This window comes from Sphaerisporangium corydalis, assembly GCF_025506355.1.
In the GTDB taxonomy this organism is placed as follows: Bacteria; Actinomycetota; Actinomycetes; order Streptosporangiales; family Streptosporangiaceae; genus Sphaerisporangium; species Sphaerisporangium corydalis.
In genome coordinates this window covers 1-17743 of record NZ_JANZYP010000001.1, presented here as the reverse complement: position 1 = coordinate 17743, position 17743 = coordinate 1, and the positions used below count along the sequence as shown (strand labels likewise).

Annotated in this window: 11 protein-coding genes; 6 read left to right on the top strand and 5 right to left on the bottom strand. The window is 73.4% G+C overall.

What is annotated here, in order from left to right:
* The first annotated feature begins 3 nt into the window (after nt 1-3).
* The 3 genes from NYZ98_RS00055 to NYZ98_RS00045 all read left to right on the top strand — a co-directional run bounded on the left by NYZ98_RS00055 (nt 4) and on the right by NYZ98_RS00045 (nt 2226).
* Nucleotides 4-849, top strand: a complete 846-nt coding sequence (locus NYZ98_RS00055; protein WP_380706890.1) for an ABC transporter permease — start codon at nt 4-6, stop codon at nt 847-849.
* Complete coding sequence (locus NYZ98_RS00050) at nt 846-1910, top strand: ABC transporter ATP-binding protein (protein WP_262840248.1); 1065 nt, start codon at nt 846-848, stop codon at nt 1908-1910. The genes NYZ98_RS00055 and NYZ98_RS00050 overlap by 4 nt, the downstream gene beginning before the upstream one ends.
* 166 nt (nt 1911-2076) lie before the next feature.
* On the top strand, nt 2077-2226 hold the full coding sequence (locus NYZ98_RS00045) for a hypothetical protein (RefSeq protein ID WP_262840247.1): 150 nt from the start codon (nt 2077-2079) through the stop codon (nt 2224-2226).
* Nucleotides 2227-2333: 107 nt separating this feature from the next.
* Here the strand turns inward: NYZ98_RS00045 and NYZ98_RS00040 are convergent, their stop codons facing one another.
* Complete coding sequence (locus NYZ98_RS00040) at nt 2334-3677, bottom strand: lanthionine synthetase LanC family protein (protein WP_262840246.1); 1344 nt, start codon at nt 3675-3677, stop codon at nt 2334-2336.
* Nucleotides 3678-4015: 338 nt separating this feature from the next.
* Here NYZ98_RS00040 and NYZ98_RS00035 point away from each other — a divergent pair, with 338 nt between their 5' ends.
* Nucleotides 4016-5068: a translation initiation factor eIF-2B alpha/beta/delta subunit family protein gene (locus NYZ98_RS00035; protein ID WP_262840245.1), complete on the top strand. Its 1053-nt coding sequence runs from the start codon at nt 4016-4018 to the stop codon at nt 5066-5068.
* 70 nt (nt 5069-5138) lie between these two features.
* Here the strand turns inward: NYZ98_RS00035 and NYZ98_RS00030 are convergent, their stop codons facing one another.
* A complete protein-coding gene (locus NYZ98_RS00030) occupies nt 5139-5372 on the bottom strand; it encodes a hypothetical protein (protein ID WP_262840244.1) in 234 nt (77 codons plus the stop codon).
* A gap of 396 nt (nt 5373-5768) precedes the next feature.
* On the opposite strand from NYZ98_RS00030, the gene NYZ98_RS00025 reads away from it, so the two are divergent.
* Nucleotides 5769-6683, top strand: a complete 915-nt coding sequence (locus NYZ98_RS00025; protein ID WP_262840243.1) for a TIGR03619 family F420-dependent LLM class oxidoreductase — start codon at nt 5769-5771, stop codon at nt 6681-6683.
* Between the two features lie 50 nt (nt 6684-6733).
* Here NYZ98_RS00025 and NYZ98_RS00020 read toward each other — a convergent pair whose 3' ends face one another.
* Nucleotides 6734-7276 (bottom strand): RNA 2'-phosphotransferase, encoded by a 543-nt coding sequence (locus tag NYZ98_RS00020; RefSeq protein WP_262840242.1) that lies wholly within the window; start codon nt 7274-7276, stop codon nt 6734-6736.
* 217 nt (nt 7277-7493) lie between these two features.
* Between NYZ98_RS00020 and NYZ98_RS00015 the strand changes: the two genes are divergently transcribed.
* Nucleotides 7494-8546: a fatty acid desaturase family protein gene (locus NYZ98_RS00015; protein WP_262840241.1), complete on the top strand. Its 1053-nt coding sequence runs from the start codon at nt 7494-7496 to the stop codon at nt 8544-8546.
* A gap of 68 nt (nt 8547-8614) precedes the next feature.
* On the opposite strand, the gene NYZ98_RS00010 is transcribed toward NYZ98_RS00015, so the two are convergent.
* Together NYZ98_RS00010 and NYZ98_RS00005 are read right to left on the bottom strand one after the other, a co-directional pair.
* Nucleotides 8615-10417 (bottom strand): AfsR/SARP family transcriptional regulator, encoded by a 1803-nt coding sequence (locus NYZ98_RS00010; RefSeq protein WP_262840593.1) that lies wholly within the window; start codon nt 10415-10417, stop codon nt 8615-8617.
* A 78-nt stretch (nt 10418-10495) separates the two neighbouring features.
* Nucleotides 10496-17743 (bottom strand): non-ribosomal peptide synthetase/MFS transporter (locus NYZ98_RS00005; protein WP_262840240.1); only part of this gene is annotated, 7248 nt, incomplete at its 5' end.

The window sequence follows — 17743 nt, the reverse complement described above, 5'->3', positions numbered from 1 at the left end:
GACATGAGGGTACTGACGACCACCCGGCGCAGGATGAAGGACACCACGCGCCGGACGCTCCACGACGGGGCCTTCGGCGTCCCCCTGGTCCTGATGGTGCCCGCGGCGGCCGGGCTGGCGTTCCTGGTGCTGCCGCTCGCCGGGCTGCTGGTCAGGGCCCCCTGGCACGCCGTGGCCACCCGCATGGCCGGGCCCCCGGTGCTGGAGGCGCTGCGGCTGTCGCTGGTGACCTCCTCGGCCGCCACCGTGGCCGCCGTGCTGGGCGGCGTGCCGCTGGCCTGGATGCTCGCCCGCGTCGCGTTCCGCGGCAAGGGCGTCGTCCGGGCCCTGGTCACGGTGCCGCTGATCCTGCCGCCGGTGGTCGGCGGCGTGGCGCTGCTGGCCCTCCTCGGCCGGCACGGCCTGATCGGCACCTGGCTCGGCTCCTCGCTCCACCTCACCGCGCCCTTCACCCCGGCGGCGGTCGTGCTCGCCGAGACGTTCATGGCGGCCCCCTTCCTGGTCATCAGCGTGGAGGGCGCGCTCCGCGGCGCCGACTCCCGCTTCGAGGAGTCCGCGACCGTCCTCGGCGCCTCGCGCTGGACGGTGTTCCGCCGGGTGACCCTCCCGCTGGTGGCGCCGGGGATCGCGGCCGGGGTGGCGCTGTGCTGGGCGCGGGCCCTGGGCGAGTTCGGGGCGACCGTCACCTTCGCCGGGAGCTTCCCCGGGCGCCCGCCGACCATGCCCCTGGCCGTCTACCTGGCCCTGGAGAGCGACCCGGAGGCCGCCGTCGCGCTCAGCCTGGTCCTTCTGCTGGTGTCGGTCACCGTCCTCGCCGTGCTGCGCCGCCACTGGGTGAACGCGGCATGATGGACGCCCATCTGGTCGCCGGGCGCGCGGGGTTCCGGCTCGACGTCCGGCTGCGCGTCGCCCCCGGGGAGGTGGTCGCGCTGCTCGGGCCGAGCGGCGCGGGCAAGACCACCGCCCTCCGGCTGCTGGCCGGCCTCACCGCGCCGTCGGGCGGGTACTTCCTGCTCGACGGGTCGGCCGTGCACGCCCGCCCGGCCGAGCGGCGCCCGGTCGGCATGGTCGTCCGCGACCCCCTGCTGTTCCCGCACATGTCCGCGCTGGACAACGTGGCCTTCGGGCCCCGGTGCCGGGGGGCGAGCCGGTCGGAGTCGCGCCGCGCCGCCGCCGCCTGGCTGGAGCACGTCGGCCTCGGCGACCGCCGCCTGGCCCGTCCCCGGGAGCTGACCGCCGGGCAGGCCCTGCGGGTGGCGCTGGCCCGGTCGCTGGCCGTACGGCCGCGCGTGCTGCTGCTCGACGAGCCGCTGGCCGGCCTGGACGACGCCGCCCGCCTGTCGGCCCGCACCCGGCTGCGCCACCACCTGGGCGACTTCACCGGCGCCTGCCTGCTGGTCACCCACGACCCGCTGGAGGCGATGACGATGGCCGACCGGCTGGTGGTGTTCGAGGACGGCGGGCTGGCGCAGGAGGGCACGCCCGCGGAGGTGGCCAGGCGCCCGCGCACCGATCATGTCGCCCGCCTGGTCGGGCTGAACCTCTACCGGGGCGAGGCCCAGGGGCACGAGGTGTCCGTCCGCGCCCGGGACGAGGGGGGGCCGCCCGCGCTGGTGCTGAGCGTGGCCGAGCCGCTGGGCGGCCCGGTGTTCGTCGCCTTCCCCCCCTCGGCGGTCACCCTCCACCCGGCCCGGCCCGAGGGGACGCCCCGCAACACCTGGGAGGGCGGCGTGGAGGGCGTGGAGCGGCACGGCGACCACGTCCGGGCGCACCTCGCGGGCCCGATCACCGCCGCCGCCGACGTCACGCCCGCCGTCGCGGCCGGCCTCGGCCTCACCCTCGGCCAGCGGCTGTGGGTCACGGTCCGGCCGACCGACACCTACGCCTACCCGGCGCCGGCCGGCGAGTGACGACCCGCGTCACGAGGAAGATCTTCGTAAAAGTCGCGTGACCTTGCGGGGCCGTTCGCGCTTGCCAGGCCGCAGGGCGGGCAGAGGTAAAGGGCTGGGATGGCCCGGACACCCCCCGCGTCCTCCCACCGCCGAGCGCAGCTCAACCCGAAGGGACCGGTCACCGATGCCCAGGCAGATCGCCGCATTCCAGCCCCTCACCACCCTCGAACTGGAGGCCCGGGTGCACAACCTCGAGGTCCAGGTGGCCCATCTCACCGAGACCCTGCGAGCGCTCACCGCCGAGGCGGGCCCCGCCCCGGCCTCCTCCGACTGAGCCCCGCCCCACGGCCCCGCCACACGACCCCGCCGCGAACGTCCGGCGCACGGGTTCACCACGGACGACCGGCGCACGGGTTCACCGCGTACGGCCGCCGCTCCGGATCACTGCGAGCGGCGGAGCGCGGAGGCCGGCACCGGGATGGCGGGGAACGGGTTGTCGGGCATCAGGATGAGCCTTCTCGGCTCGGCGGCCGGCCCGGCGGCGTCCAGGTGGAGCAGCGCCGCCCCGATCCCCGCCGCGCCGATCATGTACCCGGTGTCGGCCGTGACCTCCCACGGCCGTAGCCGCCGGTAGGCCTGGTACCAGCGGTATCCCCCGTCGTCGTGGCCGGTGGCGCGCCCGATGAGGTTCCCGGCCAGGGTGCCGGCGAACTGCCGGTAGTGCTCCTCGCCGGTCGCGGCCCAGAGCCCGACGAACAGCTCCAGCAGGCCCGCCGAGCCACAGCACTGGCACGCCACGTTCCAGAACCCGGGCGTCTGGCGGTTCGGGACCCCGCTGCGCACGATGCCCGAGGCCAGCCGCCGCACCCAGTCGAGGTCGCCCTGGTCGCCGGTCACGCGGTACAGCTCGTAGAACATGCGGGCCACCCCGGCCGAGCCCGAGCACAGGCCGAGGTAGTGCAGGCCCCGGCCCTGGGGGACGTGGTGCGGCACCAGGGCGTCCTCGCCGGTGACCGTGCTGATCGTGCGGACGAAGTCGGCACCCCTGCGGGCGGCGTCCAGGAAGCGCTTGTCGCGCGTGACGCCGTACAGGCGGGCGAGCAGGAAGGCGGTGCCGGCGGTGCCGGACAGGAAGCCGGGTGTGACGGCGTCCTCGGGCAGGTCGGGGCACCCGTTCTCGCCGAACCGGTGGCCGGGCACGACCTGGTCGGCCACGCGCGCGCCGGCCTCGACGGCGACCTCCTCGTAGGCGGTGACGCCGAGGATGCCCGAGGCGTGCAGCAGGCCGAGGATGATGCCGCCGTCGCCGCGCTGGGCGGGGTCGCCGGTCCAGCCGACGCCGTCGCCGGTCCTGCGCAGGCTGCGCACGACGCGGTCGGCCCCGGCCCTGGCCGCGACCGCGAAGCTCTCGTCACCGGTCGCCCACCCGGCCTCGGCCAGCGCGAAGACCATGCCGGTGAGGCCGTGGTACAGCGACAGGTCGGCCTCGTCCTGCCAGGTCTCGGCCAGGTAGCGCGCGCCCTGGCGGGCGTCCTCCAGGTAGGCCTCGTGCCCGGTGGCGGCGGCGAGCTCCAGGAAGAACAGCACGATGCCGGCGGCCCCGGCGTACAGCGAGCCGGGCTGGCCCGACCGGGCGGAGTGCCGCCGGGGGTCGGGGTTGGCGCGCCAGTGGCGCCCTCGCGCGTCGTCGACCGCCGCCGAACGGATCCAGCGCCCGGCCATGATGGCCGCGGTGAGGGGGGTCTCGGCGCGGGGCCACGATGGGTGGCTGCAGTCCGGGCTCATGTCGCCTCCTCTGTGTGCCAAGTATCCCACGAACTTGGTAGGAAAACTAGGCAATTGCCGGGCATCCAGTCACAGAATGCGGCGACCGCGTCGTCCGCCGCACCAGAACAATCTCACATACCTCGGCGCTAGGGGGCCTCCTGTCCGCACCCCGATCGGCACAATCCCGTACGTGACCCGCCGGACCCGGCCTTCACCCTAAGCCTACTTTGCAGATCGGAAAGAGGTAGATACGCTCCGTTGTCCTTAGTTCTGCGCCTATGGGAGGTTATGTACGGCGCGGTGCGCGGCGACGGCGGCACCGGGCCCGGCACGGCCCACACGAAAGGGATGCCCCGGTGAGCGACACCAGGAACACGCCGACACTGGCCGACTCGGTGCGGACGACCGGCGAGGGGGTCGACATCCTCGACCGCCGCGTCTACCCGTTCGAGCGCCGGTGGGTGCACTGCGCCACGGTGGAGGAGGTCGCGGTGGCCATCGAGGAGATGGTCACCCAGAGTTCCGGCCCGATGTTCGCCACCACCGCCGGCATGATCCTCGCCGCCCGCGAGGCCAGGGGCGCCGGGCCGGGGTCCGCCGGGGAGATGCTGCGCGCCGCCGGCCGCCGGCTGATCGCCACCCGGCCGACCAACAACCACATCCGCGACGCGGTCCTGGCGATCCTCGCGGCCACCGTGGACGGCCCGCTGCCCGGCGCGTACGGGCAGCAGCTCGTGATCGCCGTGGAGACCGCGGCGGCCGAGCACGACGAGGCCTACCTCGCCGGCACCCGGGCCCTCGGGCGGCACGCCGCCGCGCTGCTGGAGGACGGGGCGCGCGTCCTCACGCACTGCTGGGGCGACGCCTACCTGATCGGGGCCGTCCAGGCCGCCGAGGAGATGGGCAAGCGCCTGGAATTCGTGTGCACCGAGACCCGGCCCTACCTCCAGGGCGCCAGGCTCACCGCCGCGACGCTGGTCGAGATGGGCTACCGGCCCACGGTGATCACCGACGGCATGGTGCCGGCCGCGCTGTCGGACGGGCTGGCCGACGTCGCGCTGGTCGCCTCCGACCGGGTGACCATGGACGGCCACGTGGTCAACAAGGTGGGGACGCTCGCGGTCGCGCTGGCCGCGCGGGCGTTCGGCGTGCCGTTCTACGTGCTGTCCCACGCCCCCGACCCCCGGTCCCCGGGGATCGCCGACGTCGAGATCGAGCACCGCGACGGCGAGGAGGTCCTGCGCGTGCTGGGCGCGCGCACCGCCGCCGAGGGCGCGCGGGGCTACTACCCGGCCTTCGACGCCACCCCGCCCGGCCTGGTGACCCGCATCATCACCGAACGCGGCGCCTTCGAGCCCGCCCGCGTGTCGGACCACTTCGCCCCGCCCGGGGAGGGACCGCCACGCTGAGCACGACCGTCCGCGCCGCGACGCCGTGGCGCGCGACGATCACGGCGGGGCTCCGGCCCCCTGGCGGCGGCTACCTGGCGCCGGAGGCCAGGCGGCCGAACAGGTCGAGCGCCGCGGCGCGGACGTCGGAGGGCGTGACGCCGTCCAGGACGGCGCGGGCCTCGAAGACGTCCCGGGTGGTGGCGCAGGTGATGGCCACCGACGTGGCGGCGGCGTGGCTGAGCGAACCGGCGGGGGCGCTGTCGGCCATCTCCCGTGCGGTCGTGGCGAGATCGAGGTTGTCGGTCCTCGGTGCGGTGGTCAACGGGCTCTCCTCGCGGTAGCGGATGTGGTCATCGAGGGTACTCAGGCCGTCAGGGCTTTTCCGAGGGCACCGGCTCGCGCGCCGGTCCGTGAACGGCCCGGCTCGGCGGGCGGAACCCGTCCAAGCCGTTCACCGTCCGGACACCTCGCGCCGGGGTGAGGAACACGTACTGGTTACAGACGATACATATCAGACGATATGACGTGGGTGGAGGGGTCGGTTTCGCGCCTGTGGCGAACAGCCGGTCCTCCGCCGGGAATAGATCGCGCGCCTCCGGGGGCTGGAGACGGAAGAAGGATCATCATCGGTGCCGGCGAACGCGGCCGGCGCGCGCGATGATCTCCGGAAGGCGACCGGGCCACCGGTGGCAGACCGTTCCGACCGACGGAGGACCGCATGGAACTCGGGGTCTCGCTCCCCACGTCAGGGGCGCTGGCGTCGCCCGCCAACATCGCCCGCTTCGCCCAGGAGGCCGAGCGGCTCGGGTACGACTCGCTGTGGACCTACGAGCGGCTCCTGCGCCCGGTCGCCGAGATCGAGATGCCCGGCGGCGGCCCGCCGCAGCGGATCCCGGAGGTCTACCGGCAGACCTTCGAGCCGCTGGAGACCCTCAGCTACGTCGCCGCGCTCACCGACCGCATCAAGCTCGGGACCAGCGTCATCGACGCCCTGTTCCACCCGCCGGTCGTGCTGGCGCGCCGGTTCGCCACCCTGGACCAGTTCAGCGGCGGGCGCGTGATCGCCGGCATCGGGCAGGGGTGGCTGCCGCAGGAGTTCGAGACGGCCAACGTGCCGATCAAGCGGATGGGCGCGGGGCTGGACGAGGTCGTCGCCGCCATGCGGGCCTGCTGGGGCCCCGACCCCGTCGAGTACGAGGGCCGGTTCTACCGGATCGCGCCCTCGGAGCTGAACCCCAAGCCGGTCCAGGCCACCATCCCGATCGTGCTGGGCTCCATGACGCCCGCGGGCATCCGGCGCGCCGGGCGCATCGCGGACGGGCTGAACCCGATCGCCGTCTCCGAGGAGGTGCTGACGCAGCTCGCCTCGGCGTTCCACGAGGCGGCGCGCGAGGCCGGGCGGGAGAACGCCGGCGACCTGCCGGTGATCGCGCGCGCGAACGTGCCGATCACCCGCGAGCCGCTGGGCGGCGACCGGCCGTTCCTCGGCGGGTCCCCGCGCCAGATCGCCGAGGACCTCAAGCGGCTGGAGGGCGGCGCGGTGGGCCACGTCCTGCTCGCCAACCTGACCCCTGCCGACCTGGACGAGGAACTGCGCCTCCTCGAGGAGATCCAGCTCGCCGTCCGGGGCTGACCAGGGGCCCCGACGGCGGTCCGGGGGTGGCCGGCGCCTCCGTGCCGGCCTCACCCGGGGAAGCGGATGTAGGACGGGGGGACGTGGTCCACCAGCCAGACCCCGTTGGCGCTGACCCGGAACTCGTACCCGTCGGCGCGCATCGCGGCGGCGTCCACCGACAGCACCACCGGCCTGCCGCGCCGCGCCCCGACGCGGGTCGCCGTCTCCCGGTCGGGCGACAGGTGGACGTGGTGGCGGCCCATCGGCAGCAGCCCGCCCTCCCGGATCGGCGCCACGCTGGCCGGGGCCGTGCCGTGGTAGAGGTACGCGGGCGGCTCGGCCACCGGCAGGTCCAGCTCGACCGGCACCGAGTGGCCCTGGCTGGCCCGGATCCGGTCCCCCTCGATCGCGTACCGCTTCTTGTCGCTGGACGCGACCACCTCCTCCAGTTCCTCGCGCCCGATCGGGAACCCGTGCCCCGCGGCGGCCTGGAGCAGGACCTCGATGGGTACCCACCCCTGGGCGTCCAGCTCGATGCCGATACGGTGCGGTTCGTGCCGGAGGTGTTTGGCCAGGTACTTCGAGATCCGCACCATCCGCCGCTCGTCCATCAGTGATCGTCCTCCGCCGCCGCGTGGCCCGCCGGGCCGCGCGGCATCTCGTCATGGTGGGGCTAGCACTACCGCGCACCGGAGTGGTGCCTGGATATCGCAAGGCGGAACAACCCAGACAGGCTTGGACGGGCCGCCTCGAAACCCATTGCAAACGCTATACGCGGCAGGTTCCACGGGGTCGGCGTAGCCATCGATCCACCACGTGAGGAGACCTGTGACCAGCTCATCCACGATCGAGGCCGCGGAGCGGGACACCCGCGGGAGCGATTTCGCGCGGCTGTCCCGCCGGATCAGCGAGGCCGGCCTGCTGGAACGGCGCCCCGGCTACTACACGCTACGGCTGTCCCTCGTCGGGGGGCTGTTCGCCGCCGGCTGGATCCTGTTCGCCGCCGTGGGTGACTCCTGGTACCAGATCCCCGTCGCCGTCCTGCTCGCGCTGGCCTTCGCCCAGCTCGCGCTCGTCGCCCACGACCTGGCCCACCGGCAGGTCTTCCGGTCCCGGCGCACCAGCGAGATCGCCGGGTGGATCGCGGGCAACCTCGGCATCGGCATGAGCTACGGCTGGTGGATGGACAAGCACACCCGCCACCACGCCAACCCCAACCACGAGGACCACGACCCCGACGTGTCCCCCAACGTCATCGTCTGGTCGACCGGGCAGGCGTCCGTCGCCAAGGGCTTCGCCCGGCTCATCGGCCGGTACCAGGCGTTCCTGTTCTTCCCCCTGCTCACGCTCGAAGGCCTGAACCTGCACGCGTCGAGCTTCCGCGCGCTCAGGCGGCCCTCGCTCAAGCACCGCGGCCTTGAGGGCACGCTGCTGGTCGCGCACTTCGTGCTCTACTTCGCCGCGGTCTTCGCGGTCCTGCCCCTGGGCAAGGGCCTGGTGTTCATCGCCCTGCACCAGGCGATCTTCGGCGTGTACCTCGGCTGCACGTTCGCGCCCAACCACAAGGGCATGCCGATGCTGACCGGCGACGACCGTCCCGACTTCCTGCGCCGCCAGGTGCTCACCTCCCGCGACGTGCGGGGCGGGATGGTCGTGGACATCGCCCTCGGCGGCCTCAACTACCAGATCGAGCACCACCTGTTCCCGAGCATGCCGACGCCGAACCTGCGCCTGGCCCAGCCCATCGTGCGCGACTACTGCGCCGAGCTGGACATCCCGTACCTGGAGTGCGGCCTGTACGACTCCTACGCCCAGGCGCTGCGCCACATGCACGCCGCCAGTGCGCCCCTGCGGGCGCCGAAGGCGGCCGCGGAACAGTGACCTGACCGGCGGGCTTCACGGAGCGGGACGCGCGCGGCGCCTCCCGCTCCTTCCTTTCCCGGCCGGGCTCACGGAGCGGGACGCGGCGCCGTCAGGCCGCCTCCCGCTCCCCCCATGGCCGGCTCCTCGGCGGCCAGCCGTTCGGCGGCGTACAGCCGCAGCAGCCCGGGGCAGTGGTAGGTCCAGCCGCCGCCGGTGCGGCGGCCGGGCTCGAGCAGATGGTGGTCGACGAGCCGTTCGAGCAGCTCCTCGGCCACGACGTCCCCCTCGCCCATGAGCGCGGCCAGCCTCGGTGCGGTGACCGGGCCGGGCACCAGGGCCGCCAGCAGCCGCAGCGCCCGCCCGGCCGCCTCGCCCAGGCCGGAGTACGTGCGGTCGTAGGCCCCGCGGACGCTGAGGTCGCCGGCGGTGAGCAGGTCGAGCCGGAGCCGGTCGTCGGCCAGCCTGCGGTGCAGGTCGGCCACCTGCCAGCGGGGCCGTGCGGCCAGACGCGCGGCGGCCAGCCGGATCGCCAGCGGCAGCCCGTCGCACAACGCCCCCACCTCGCCCACCTCCGGCCCGTCGCGGCCGGACAGGGCCGTGAACATCGCGGCGGCGGCGCGCACGGCCAGGGGGCGCACCCGCAGGGTCGCCGAGGTGTCCAGGCCCGCGAGCGACCGCCCGCTGGTGAGGATGACCGCGCACCCGGCACCGCCGGGCAGCAGCGGGCGCACCTGCGTCTCGCCCGCCGCGTCGTCCAGGACGACCAGGACACGCTGGTCGGCCAGGACCGTGCGGAACAGCTCCGCCAGGCCCGCGAGGTCGCCGGGCAGCGCGGCGGCGGGCACGCCGAGCGCCCGCAGGAAACGGTCGAGCACCACCTCGGGCGGCCGCTCGTCCCGGCCTGGCCCGCCGAGCGAGGCGTAGAGCTGCCCGTCGGGGTAGGCCGGCCGCACGGCGTGCGCCACGCGCAGCGCCAGCGCCGAGGTGCCGACGCCGGGGTGGCCGGTCAGCGCGACCGTCGTCAGGGCGCCGACCGACTGGGAGGTCAGCAGCGCGCACAGGCTCGCCAGCTCGTCGTCCCGGCCGAGCAGCAGCGCCGGGGCGGGCGGAAGCTGGCGGGGGTGCGCCCGCGCGAACGGGACCGACAGGTCGAGGCCCGGTTCCTGGGCGAGGATCGCCTTCTCCAGCCGCCGCAGCTCGGGACCGGGTTCCAGGCCGAGGTCCTCCACCAGCGCGCGGCGCCCCTCACGGTAGACGGCCAGCGCGTCGGCCTGCCGGCCGGCCCGGTACAGGGCGAGCATCAGCACCGCGCGCAGCCGCTCGTCGTGCGGGTCGGCCTGGAGGACCGGGCGCGTCTCGGCGATCACCACGTCGTGCAGGCCGAGCGCCAGCTCCATCTCGGCCTTGTCGCGCACGGTCAGCAGCAGCCGCCGTTCGAGCCGTTCGGCGTGGCGGCGCAGCACGGGGCTGGGCAGGTCGTGCAGCGCCGGGCCGGTCCAGCACGCCAGCGCCCTGCGGTACAGCTCGGCCGCCTCGGCCGGGGCGTCGCGCCTGGCGAGGGCCGCCTCGCGCAGGTCCTCGAACATGGCGAGGTCGGTGTGCCCCCCGGCGCCGAGGTCGAGCATGTACCCGGGCGAGCGGGTGACCAGCACCTCCGCGGGCCCGCCCGCCTCGCGGACGGCCGCGCGCAGGGCGCTGATGTGACCGTGGACGTTCGCGACCGCGCTCTTGGGCGGTTTGCCGTCCCACAGGGCCTCGACGAGCTCGGCGACCGGGACGACCGAACCGGCGCGCAACGCGAGAAGCGTGAACACCGCAACCCGGTGCGGACCGCCCAGCGAAACCGCACGCCCCCCGGCCCACGCCTCGATACGTCCCAGAAGGCGCACTTCCACGGGTGTGACATTACGCCTCGAACCCCACCCGACTTGATCTTCAGCTCACCGCGAAACTCCCCGCCGCGGGGGTCACACCGTGGCGTGGCCGGGGCGCGGCAGGGCCTCCCGGTCGGCCTCCTCCTGGAGTTCGTCCAGGTCCGAGCCGATCTCCGTCAGGGGCAGGGCGTCCGCCAGCGCGTCCTCCAGGGTGCGCAGCCGCCGCATCCCGAACCCGGCCGCGCCCCACAGCGCCAGCAGCACGCCCGCCGCGCACAGCAGCAGGCCGATCGGCCGTCCCGGCCCGTCCCCCGCCGCGGACCCGGCAAGCGCCCCGGCGGCGGCCGTGAGCGGCGCGGCCGTGAGGTACCCGACCGGGGTCATCGCCGTCGCCAGCATCTGGTTGGTGGCCAGCACCCGGCCCTGCAGCTCCATCCTGACCTTGAGCTGGATGACCGACAGCCAGTGGGCGTTGATGACGCTCGTCGACCCCCACCGCAGCGCCAGCCCCACCGCGACCAGCGGGATCAGCCCGGCGAAGCCGCTCAGCCCGGTCACCACGGTCGCCAGGCCCGCGACGGCCACGAACCCCACCATCCCATCCACCAGCCGCCGCGTACCGCCCCAGACCATCATCACGACGCCGCCCGCCACCGCGCCGAGACCGCCGGCGGCCGTCACCACGCCGAGGTCGGCCGCGTCGCCCAGCGAGAGCACCATCGGGGACACCACGGCCAGGGTGAGCGCCGTGAAGTAGTTCACGACCATGAAGTAGCCCGCCAGCGCCATCAGCGGGGGCCTTCGCGCGATGAACCGCCACCCACCGGCGATCGCCGAGCGGAACGACTCCTCGCGGCGGCGGAACATGCGGTCGGGGAACCGTACGGCGAGCAGCGACACCAGGGCGGCCACGAACGTCACCACGTCGGCGCCCACCACGACCGGAAGGCCCGCGAGCGCGATGAGCGCGCCGCCCGCCAGCGGGGCGATCAGGCCGCCGAGACCGAGGCCGGCCTGGGCGAACGCGTTCGCCTGGGGGAGGTACGGCTTGGGCACGAGCTGCGCGATGGCCGCCAGGTACGCCGGCCGGTGGAACGCCGACACCACCGACGTCAGGGTGACGACCACGCAGACGGCCGTGAAGTCCAGGCGGCCCAGCCACAGGGCCAGGGCGACGGCCCCCATCGCGAGGCCGTTCAGCGCGTCGCACGCCAGCATGACGCGCCGCCGGTCGTACCGGTCGGCCATCGCGCCGCCCAGCGGACCCGCGAGGACGGCGGGCACCAGGGCCAGCATCGTGACGAGCGCGAAGTCCAGGACGGCGCCGCTGAGCTGGAACGCCCACACCCCGAGGGCGAACGAGCTGAGCGAACTGCCCACCATCGACACGAGCTGCCCGATCGCCACGGTGTAGAACCCGCGCAGCCCCGCCGGCCCGGGCACCTCACCCCTCCCCCGCCGCCCCCGCACCGAAGGCGGCACGGCCAGCGACTCGGAAACCCCACCCAGCGGCGGCACCAACGCCGGCTCCGCCGACGGCACCACAACCTGCCCCCCAAGCGGCACCACCACCCCGCCCGACGCCTCCGGTTCCGACGGCGAGAAGGCCGGGGGGCGTGCCCTGCCGGGGGTTTCGCCGGTCCAGCGGCGCAGGGCGCCGGACAGCAGGACGGCGAGCTGGGTGGCCTGGTGGCGGGGGAAGTAGTGCCCCGCCCTCGGGACCACGGCCAGCTCGACATGGGCGGCGAACGCGGCCCACTCCAGGTACCGCTCCTCGTAGAGGTCGGTGGCCCGGTCCCCGCTCCCGACCACCACCATCACCGGCGCGCGCAGCCGCGTCCGCACCGGCTCGGCGAGGCGGCGGGTGAACCAGCCCTGCGCCTGCCGCACGTCGTGCCGGAGCGCGTTGACCGCGGTCTCAGCGGCGGCGCCCTCCAGGTCCGCGGGCAGCCCGCCCATCGCGCGCAGCACGTCCCGGTAGGCGCGGTCGGACAGCCAGCGGTCGGCGGGCAGGCGCTTGTTGATCCAGGCGGACAGCCTGCCGGGCAGCCGCGCCGTGGGGAAGCCGCCGCCGAGGAAGACGCCCAGCACCGGGACACCGGTCTCCTCCAGGCGCAACGCGAGCGCCGTGGCCAGGGCGGTGCCCACGCAGTGCCCGTAGACGGCGATCGGCCCGGGAACGCGCTCGGCCAGCTCGGCAACGCACCGTTCGACCACGTCCTCCAGGGGGGAGGTCGGCTCGCCGGGCCTGGCCGGATCGTGACCGGGCAGCTCCAGCGCCAGCACCTCCACCCCTTCGGGCAGCGCCTCGGCCAGCGGCCGGTACACCGCCGCCGACCCCCCGCCATACGGCACACACACCACAGTGACGACCGCCCGCCCGCTCACCCCGTCGTCCCGGGCCGAACCGGCCGGGGTCATCGCCGTGGCCGGGGCGCGGCGGTGGGGGTCGACGAGGCGGTGGAGCAGGCGGTTGCGGGTGGCGTCGTCACGGTGGTCACGGTCGTCGAGGAAGGCGGCCAGTTCGCGGACGGTCGGATGGGTGAACAGGTCGATGACCCGAAGGCCCCTGCCGAGCGCGCGCACTGCCTTGACCGCGCTGAACGAGTCGCCGCCCAGGGCGAAGAAGTCGTCCCCCGACCCGACCCCCGCCACCCCCAGTAACTCTCCCCAGACCCCCGCGACCAGCCGTTCCGACTCCGTCTCTGGAGCCGACCCCTCCACATGACGCGCCAGCCCCTCCAACGAGGCCACCAACCGCGCCCGATCCACCTTCCCGTTCGGATTCAACGGCACCGCATCCACCACCACGATCACCGAAGGCACCATGTACTCCGGCAACACCCCCCGCAACGCCGCCCGAACCCCCTCCACCGTCACCGGCTCCGAAGCGAGTTCCGAGCCCACGTTCACGTCGTGTCGCCGGGCCGGGACGATCCACGCCGCCAGACGGCGCGCCGTACCCTCGCCCACCGGCAACACCACCGCGTCGGCCACCCCGGCGACACCACGGCACGCCAACGCGACCTCACCCGGCTCGACCCGATACCCCCGCACCTTCACCTGGTCATCGACACGACCAAGGAACTCCACCACCCCGCCCCGCACCACGACCCGGTCCCCCGACCGATACCACCGCACCCCATCCCGCACCACGAAACGGCCACCCGAAGAAACCACCAACTCCCCCGAACCAGAAGGACTCCCAGAGGCCGGGGAAGGGGAATTCACGTCGTCCGGAGAATTCTCGCCGACGGAACGACCATCGGCGTCAGTGAGATCGACCAAGTCGACAGCGGTGCCGACGGAATCGGCGGAATCGGCGGAGTTCTTGAATTCGGTTCCGCCTGGAACAGAATCCGATTTCACAGGAGTGGCCGATTGCAGATAGCCGCGGGCCACCTGGCGGCCACCGATCCACAACTCCCCCACCACACCATCCGGCACCCCGCGACCCGCACCATCACCAACAAAACACTCCACCCCCCCAAACGGCGAACCCAACGGAACACACACCGACCCCCGCCCCACCCCACCAACAACACACCCCAACACCGACACCGTCGACTCCGACGGACCATAATGAACCCGCACCTCCAAATCAGGACGCACAACCCCAATACGATCCACCAACGACCACGACACCGCCTCCCCCGCCAACACCAGCAAACGACCCGGCAACACCCCCGCCAAACCACCCGCCCCCGACCCCAGCAACTCCAACTGACTCGGCACACACTTCACCACATCAACCCCACCAACCCACCACCCAAAACCCACCGGATCCACCGACAAACCCCGATCCGCCACACACAACACACCCCCCGACGTCAACGCACCAAAAACACAGAACAACCCCAAATCAGCCGCAAAAGTCGACACCAAACCAAACGACACCAACCCCCCACCCAAACCCGCAAAAACCCCATCCAAATACCCCACCAAACCCCCATGCTCCACCACCACACCCTTCGGCCCACCCGTCGAACCCGACGTAAACACCACATACGCCACATCACCCCCACCGCACATTTCTCCGGCACGGTGATCGTCAGGCTCCGGGTCCCCGCCCGGCAGCGGGCCGACGACCGTCACGTCGGCGGGCAGCCGGTCCTCCAGGCCGGGCGCGCACACCACGACCCTGACCCCCGCGGTGGCGAGGATCGCGGCGACCCGGTCGGCCGGGGTCGCGTCATCGATCGGGACATACGCCGCACCGGCCGTCATGACGCCGAACAGCGCGACCGGCAGGTCACGTGTCCGTTCCATCAGCACCCCGACCCGGTCGCCGCGCGTCACCCCCACGGCGCGCAACCGGCGGGTGAGCACACCCGCCAGGTCGTCCAGTTCCCGATAGGTCAGCGACCCGTCCACGGCCCGCACCGCCGGCGCCGACGGCACCCGAAGCGCCTGCGCCCGGATCCGCCCGTGAACCGTCGACGCCCCCAGCACCGGCACCACAGGACCCGACAACACCGAGACCCTGCCCGGCTCCAGCTCCCAGCTCCCCACCGGGCGCGCGGGATCTGCCGCAAGCTGCGACAACACCGCCACGAACCACGCCACGAACCGCCGCGCCGTGCCCTCGTCGAACAGGTCCTTCCGGTAGACCAGGGCGCCGCGCAGCCCGGTGCGACTGTCCTGGACGGCCCAGCTCAGGTCGAACTTGGCGGCCTGCGGCGGCATCTCGATGGCGGCCGCCGCGATGCCCGGGAAACCGGTGACCGGGCCGGGAGCGTCGTACACGTTCAGCATCACGCGGAGCGGGGGCGGGTCGAACGACTCGCCGGCGTGCGCGAGGACGTCCAGGGTCTCGGCGCGCACCTGTTCGACCAGCTCACGGCCCGTGAGGTCGTCCGCGACGGTCCCCCGCGCGACCAGCGTCTGGAGGAGGCAGCCGACCATGCGCGCGGTGTCGGGATGGCGCCGCCCGGCCTCCGGCACCGCCACGGCGACGTCGTTCGTGCCCGTGACGCGCGCGAGCATGGCGCGCAGGCCCGCCAGCAGGACCATGAACACCGTCGCGCCGCTCCCGGCCGCCAGGGCGCGCAGCCGGGCGGCCAGCTCGTCCGGCAGGTCCAGCTCGACCAGGCCCGCGCCGCCACCGGGCATCGCCGGGCGCGGCCGGTCGGCGGGCAGGTCCAGCTCCGCCTCCAGGCCGCCGAGCCGGTCCGCCCACCAGCCGGTGTCGTCGCCGGCCCGCTGTCGCTGCCACTCGGCGACGTCGGCGAACTGGAGATCGAGCGGAGCCGGGCCCGCCGCGCCCGTCACGCGCGCGGCGTAGAGGCCGGCGAGATCCCGGAGGAGGACGCCGCGCGACCAGGCGTCGCTCGCGATGTGGTGCAGCACCAGGGCCAGGACGTGCTCGGCGGGGGCGAGGGTCAGGATGGTGGCGCGCAGCGGGTACTCCTCCGCGAGCCGGAACGGCCGCGCCGCCAGCTCCGCCAGCCGGCCGGACACCCCCTCTTGTCGCAGGACTCCCTGGTTTCCGGCGGCGGTCGCTTCCCCGCTCTCCGCCACCGCCCGTTCCAGGAGGGCGGGAGCGTCACCGGGCACGGCCACCACTGCGGGAGCATCGCCTGGCACGGTCATCGCGCGGCCGGCGGGGGCTCTCACGTCTTCGAGTTCGACCACCAACCGGTCCGGGGAGCCGACGACCGCGTACGGCTCGCCGTCGCGTACCTCGACGGTCGTGCGGAGGATCTCGTGCCGTTCGACCAGGTCGGTGACCGCCTGCCGCAGGGCGGGGACGTCCAGGTCGCCGTTCAGCCGCAGGACGACGGGGACGTTGTAGGCGGGGCTGTCGGGATCGACCTCGCCCGCCAGCCACATCTGCCGCTGGATCGGCGACAGCGGCACCGGGCCCGTGCCGGTCCGCCGGGGGATGGCGGCCGGGCCGCCGGGAGCGCCGGTCTCCCGCCGGGTGTCGAGTTCGGCGGCGAGGTCGGCCAGTACGGGGTGTTCGAAGAGCGCACGCAAGGGGACGGTGTAGCCCAGCGCGGCCGAGAGGCGTCCGGCGACGCGTACGGCGGTGAACGAGTCGCCGCCCAGGGCGAAGAAGTCGTCCCCCGACCCGACCTCCGCCACTCCGAGCAGTTCGCCCCACACGCCCGCGACCAGCCGTTCCGACTCCGTTCCCGGAATCGACCCCTCCACCTGACGCGCCAGCCCCTCCAACGAGGCCACCAACCGCGCCCGATCGACCTTCCCGTTCGGATTCAACGGCAGCGCATCGATCACCACGATCACCGAAGGCACCATGTACTCCGGCAACACCCCCCGCAACGCCGCCCGAACCCCCTCCACCGTCACCGGTTCCGGAGCGAGTTCCGAGCCCACGTTCACGTCGTGCCGGCGGGCCGGGACGATCCACGCGGCCAGGCGCCGCGCCGTGCCCTCGCCCACCGGCAACACCACCGCGTCACCCACCCCGGCAACACCACGGCACGCCACCGCGACCTCACCCGGCTCGACCCGGAACCCCCGCACCTTCACCTGGTCGTCGACACGGCCAAGGAACTCCACCACCCCGCCCCGCACCACGACCCGATCCCCCGACCGGTACCACCGCACCCCATCCCGCACCACGAACCGACCACCAGATGAAACCACCAACTCCCCCGAACCAGAAGAACTCCCAGAGCCCAGGGAAGGGGAATTCACGTGGGCCGAAGAATCGGTGCCCGCCGAAAGGGAATCCGATTCAACGGAATTAGTGGCCGATTCCAAATAGCCGCGGGCCACCTGGCGGCCACCGATCCACAACTCCCCCACCACACCATCCGGCACCCCGCGACCCGCACCATCACCAACAAAACACTCCACCCCCCCAAAAGGCGAACCCAACGGAACACACACCGACCCCCGCCCCACCCCACCAACAACACACCCCAACACCGACACCGTCGACTCCGACGGACCATAATGAACCCGCACCTCCAAATCAGGACGCACAACCCCAATACGATCCACCAACGACCACGACACCGCCTCCCCCGCCAACACCAGCAAACGACCCGGCAACACCCCCGCCAAACCACCCGCCCCCGACCCCAGCAACTCCAACTGACTCGGCACACACTTCACCACATCAACCCCACCAACCCACCACCCAAAACCCACCGGATCCACCGACAAACCCCGATCCGCCACACACAACACACCCCCCGACGTCAACGCACCAAAAACACAGAACAACCCCAAATCAGCCGCAAAAGTCGACACCAAACCAAACGACACCAACCCCCCACCCAAACCCGCAAAAACCCCATCCAAATACCCCACCAAACCCCCATGCTCCACCACCACACCCTTCGGCCCACCCGTCGAACCCGACGTAAA

Coding starts and splice junctions, on each gene's coding strand:
- NYZ98_RS00055 (WP_380706890.1), top strand. CDS start 4: ATGAGGGTACTGACGACCACCCGGCGCAGGATGAAGGACACCACGCGC.
- NYZ98_RS00050 (WP_262840248.1), top strand. CDS start 846: ATGATGGACGCCCATCTGGTCGCCGGGCGCGCGGGGTTCCGGCTCGAC.
- NYZ98_RS00045 (WP_262840247.1), top strand. CDS start 2,077: ATGCCCAGGCAGATCGCCGCATTCCAGCCCCTCACCACCCTCGAACTG.
- NYZ98_RS00040 (WP_262840246.1), bottom strand. CDS start 3,677: ATGAGCCCGGACTGCAGCCACCCATCGTGGCCCCGCGCCGAGACCCCC.
- NYZ98_RS00025 (WP_262840243.1), top strand. CDS start 5,769: ATGGAACTCGGGGTCTCGCTCCCCACGTCAGGGGCGCTGGCGTCGCCC.
- NYZ98_RS00020 (WP_262840242.1), bottom strand. CDS start 7,276: ATGGACGAGCGGCGGATGGTGCGGATCTCGAAGTACCTGGCCAAACAC.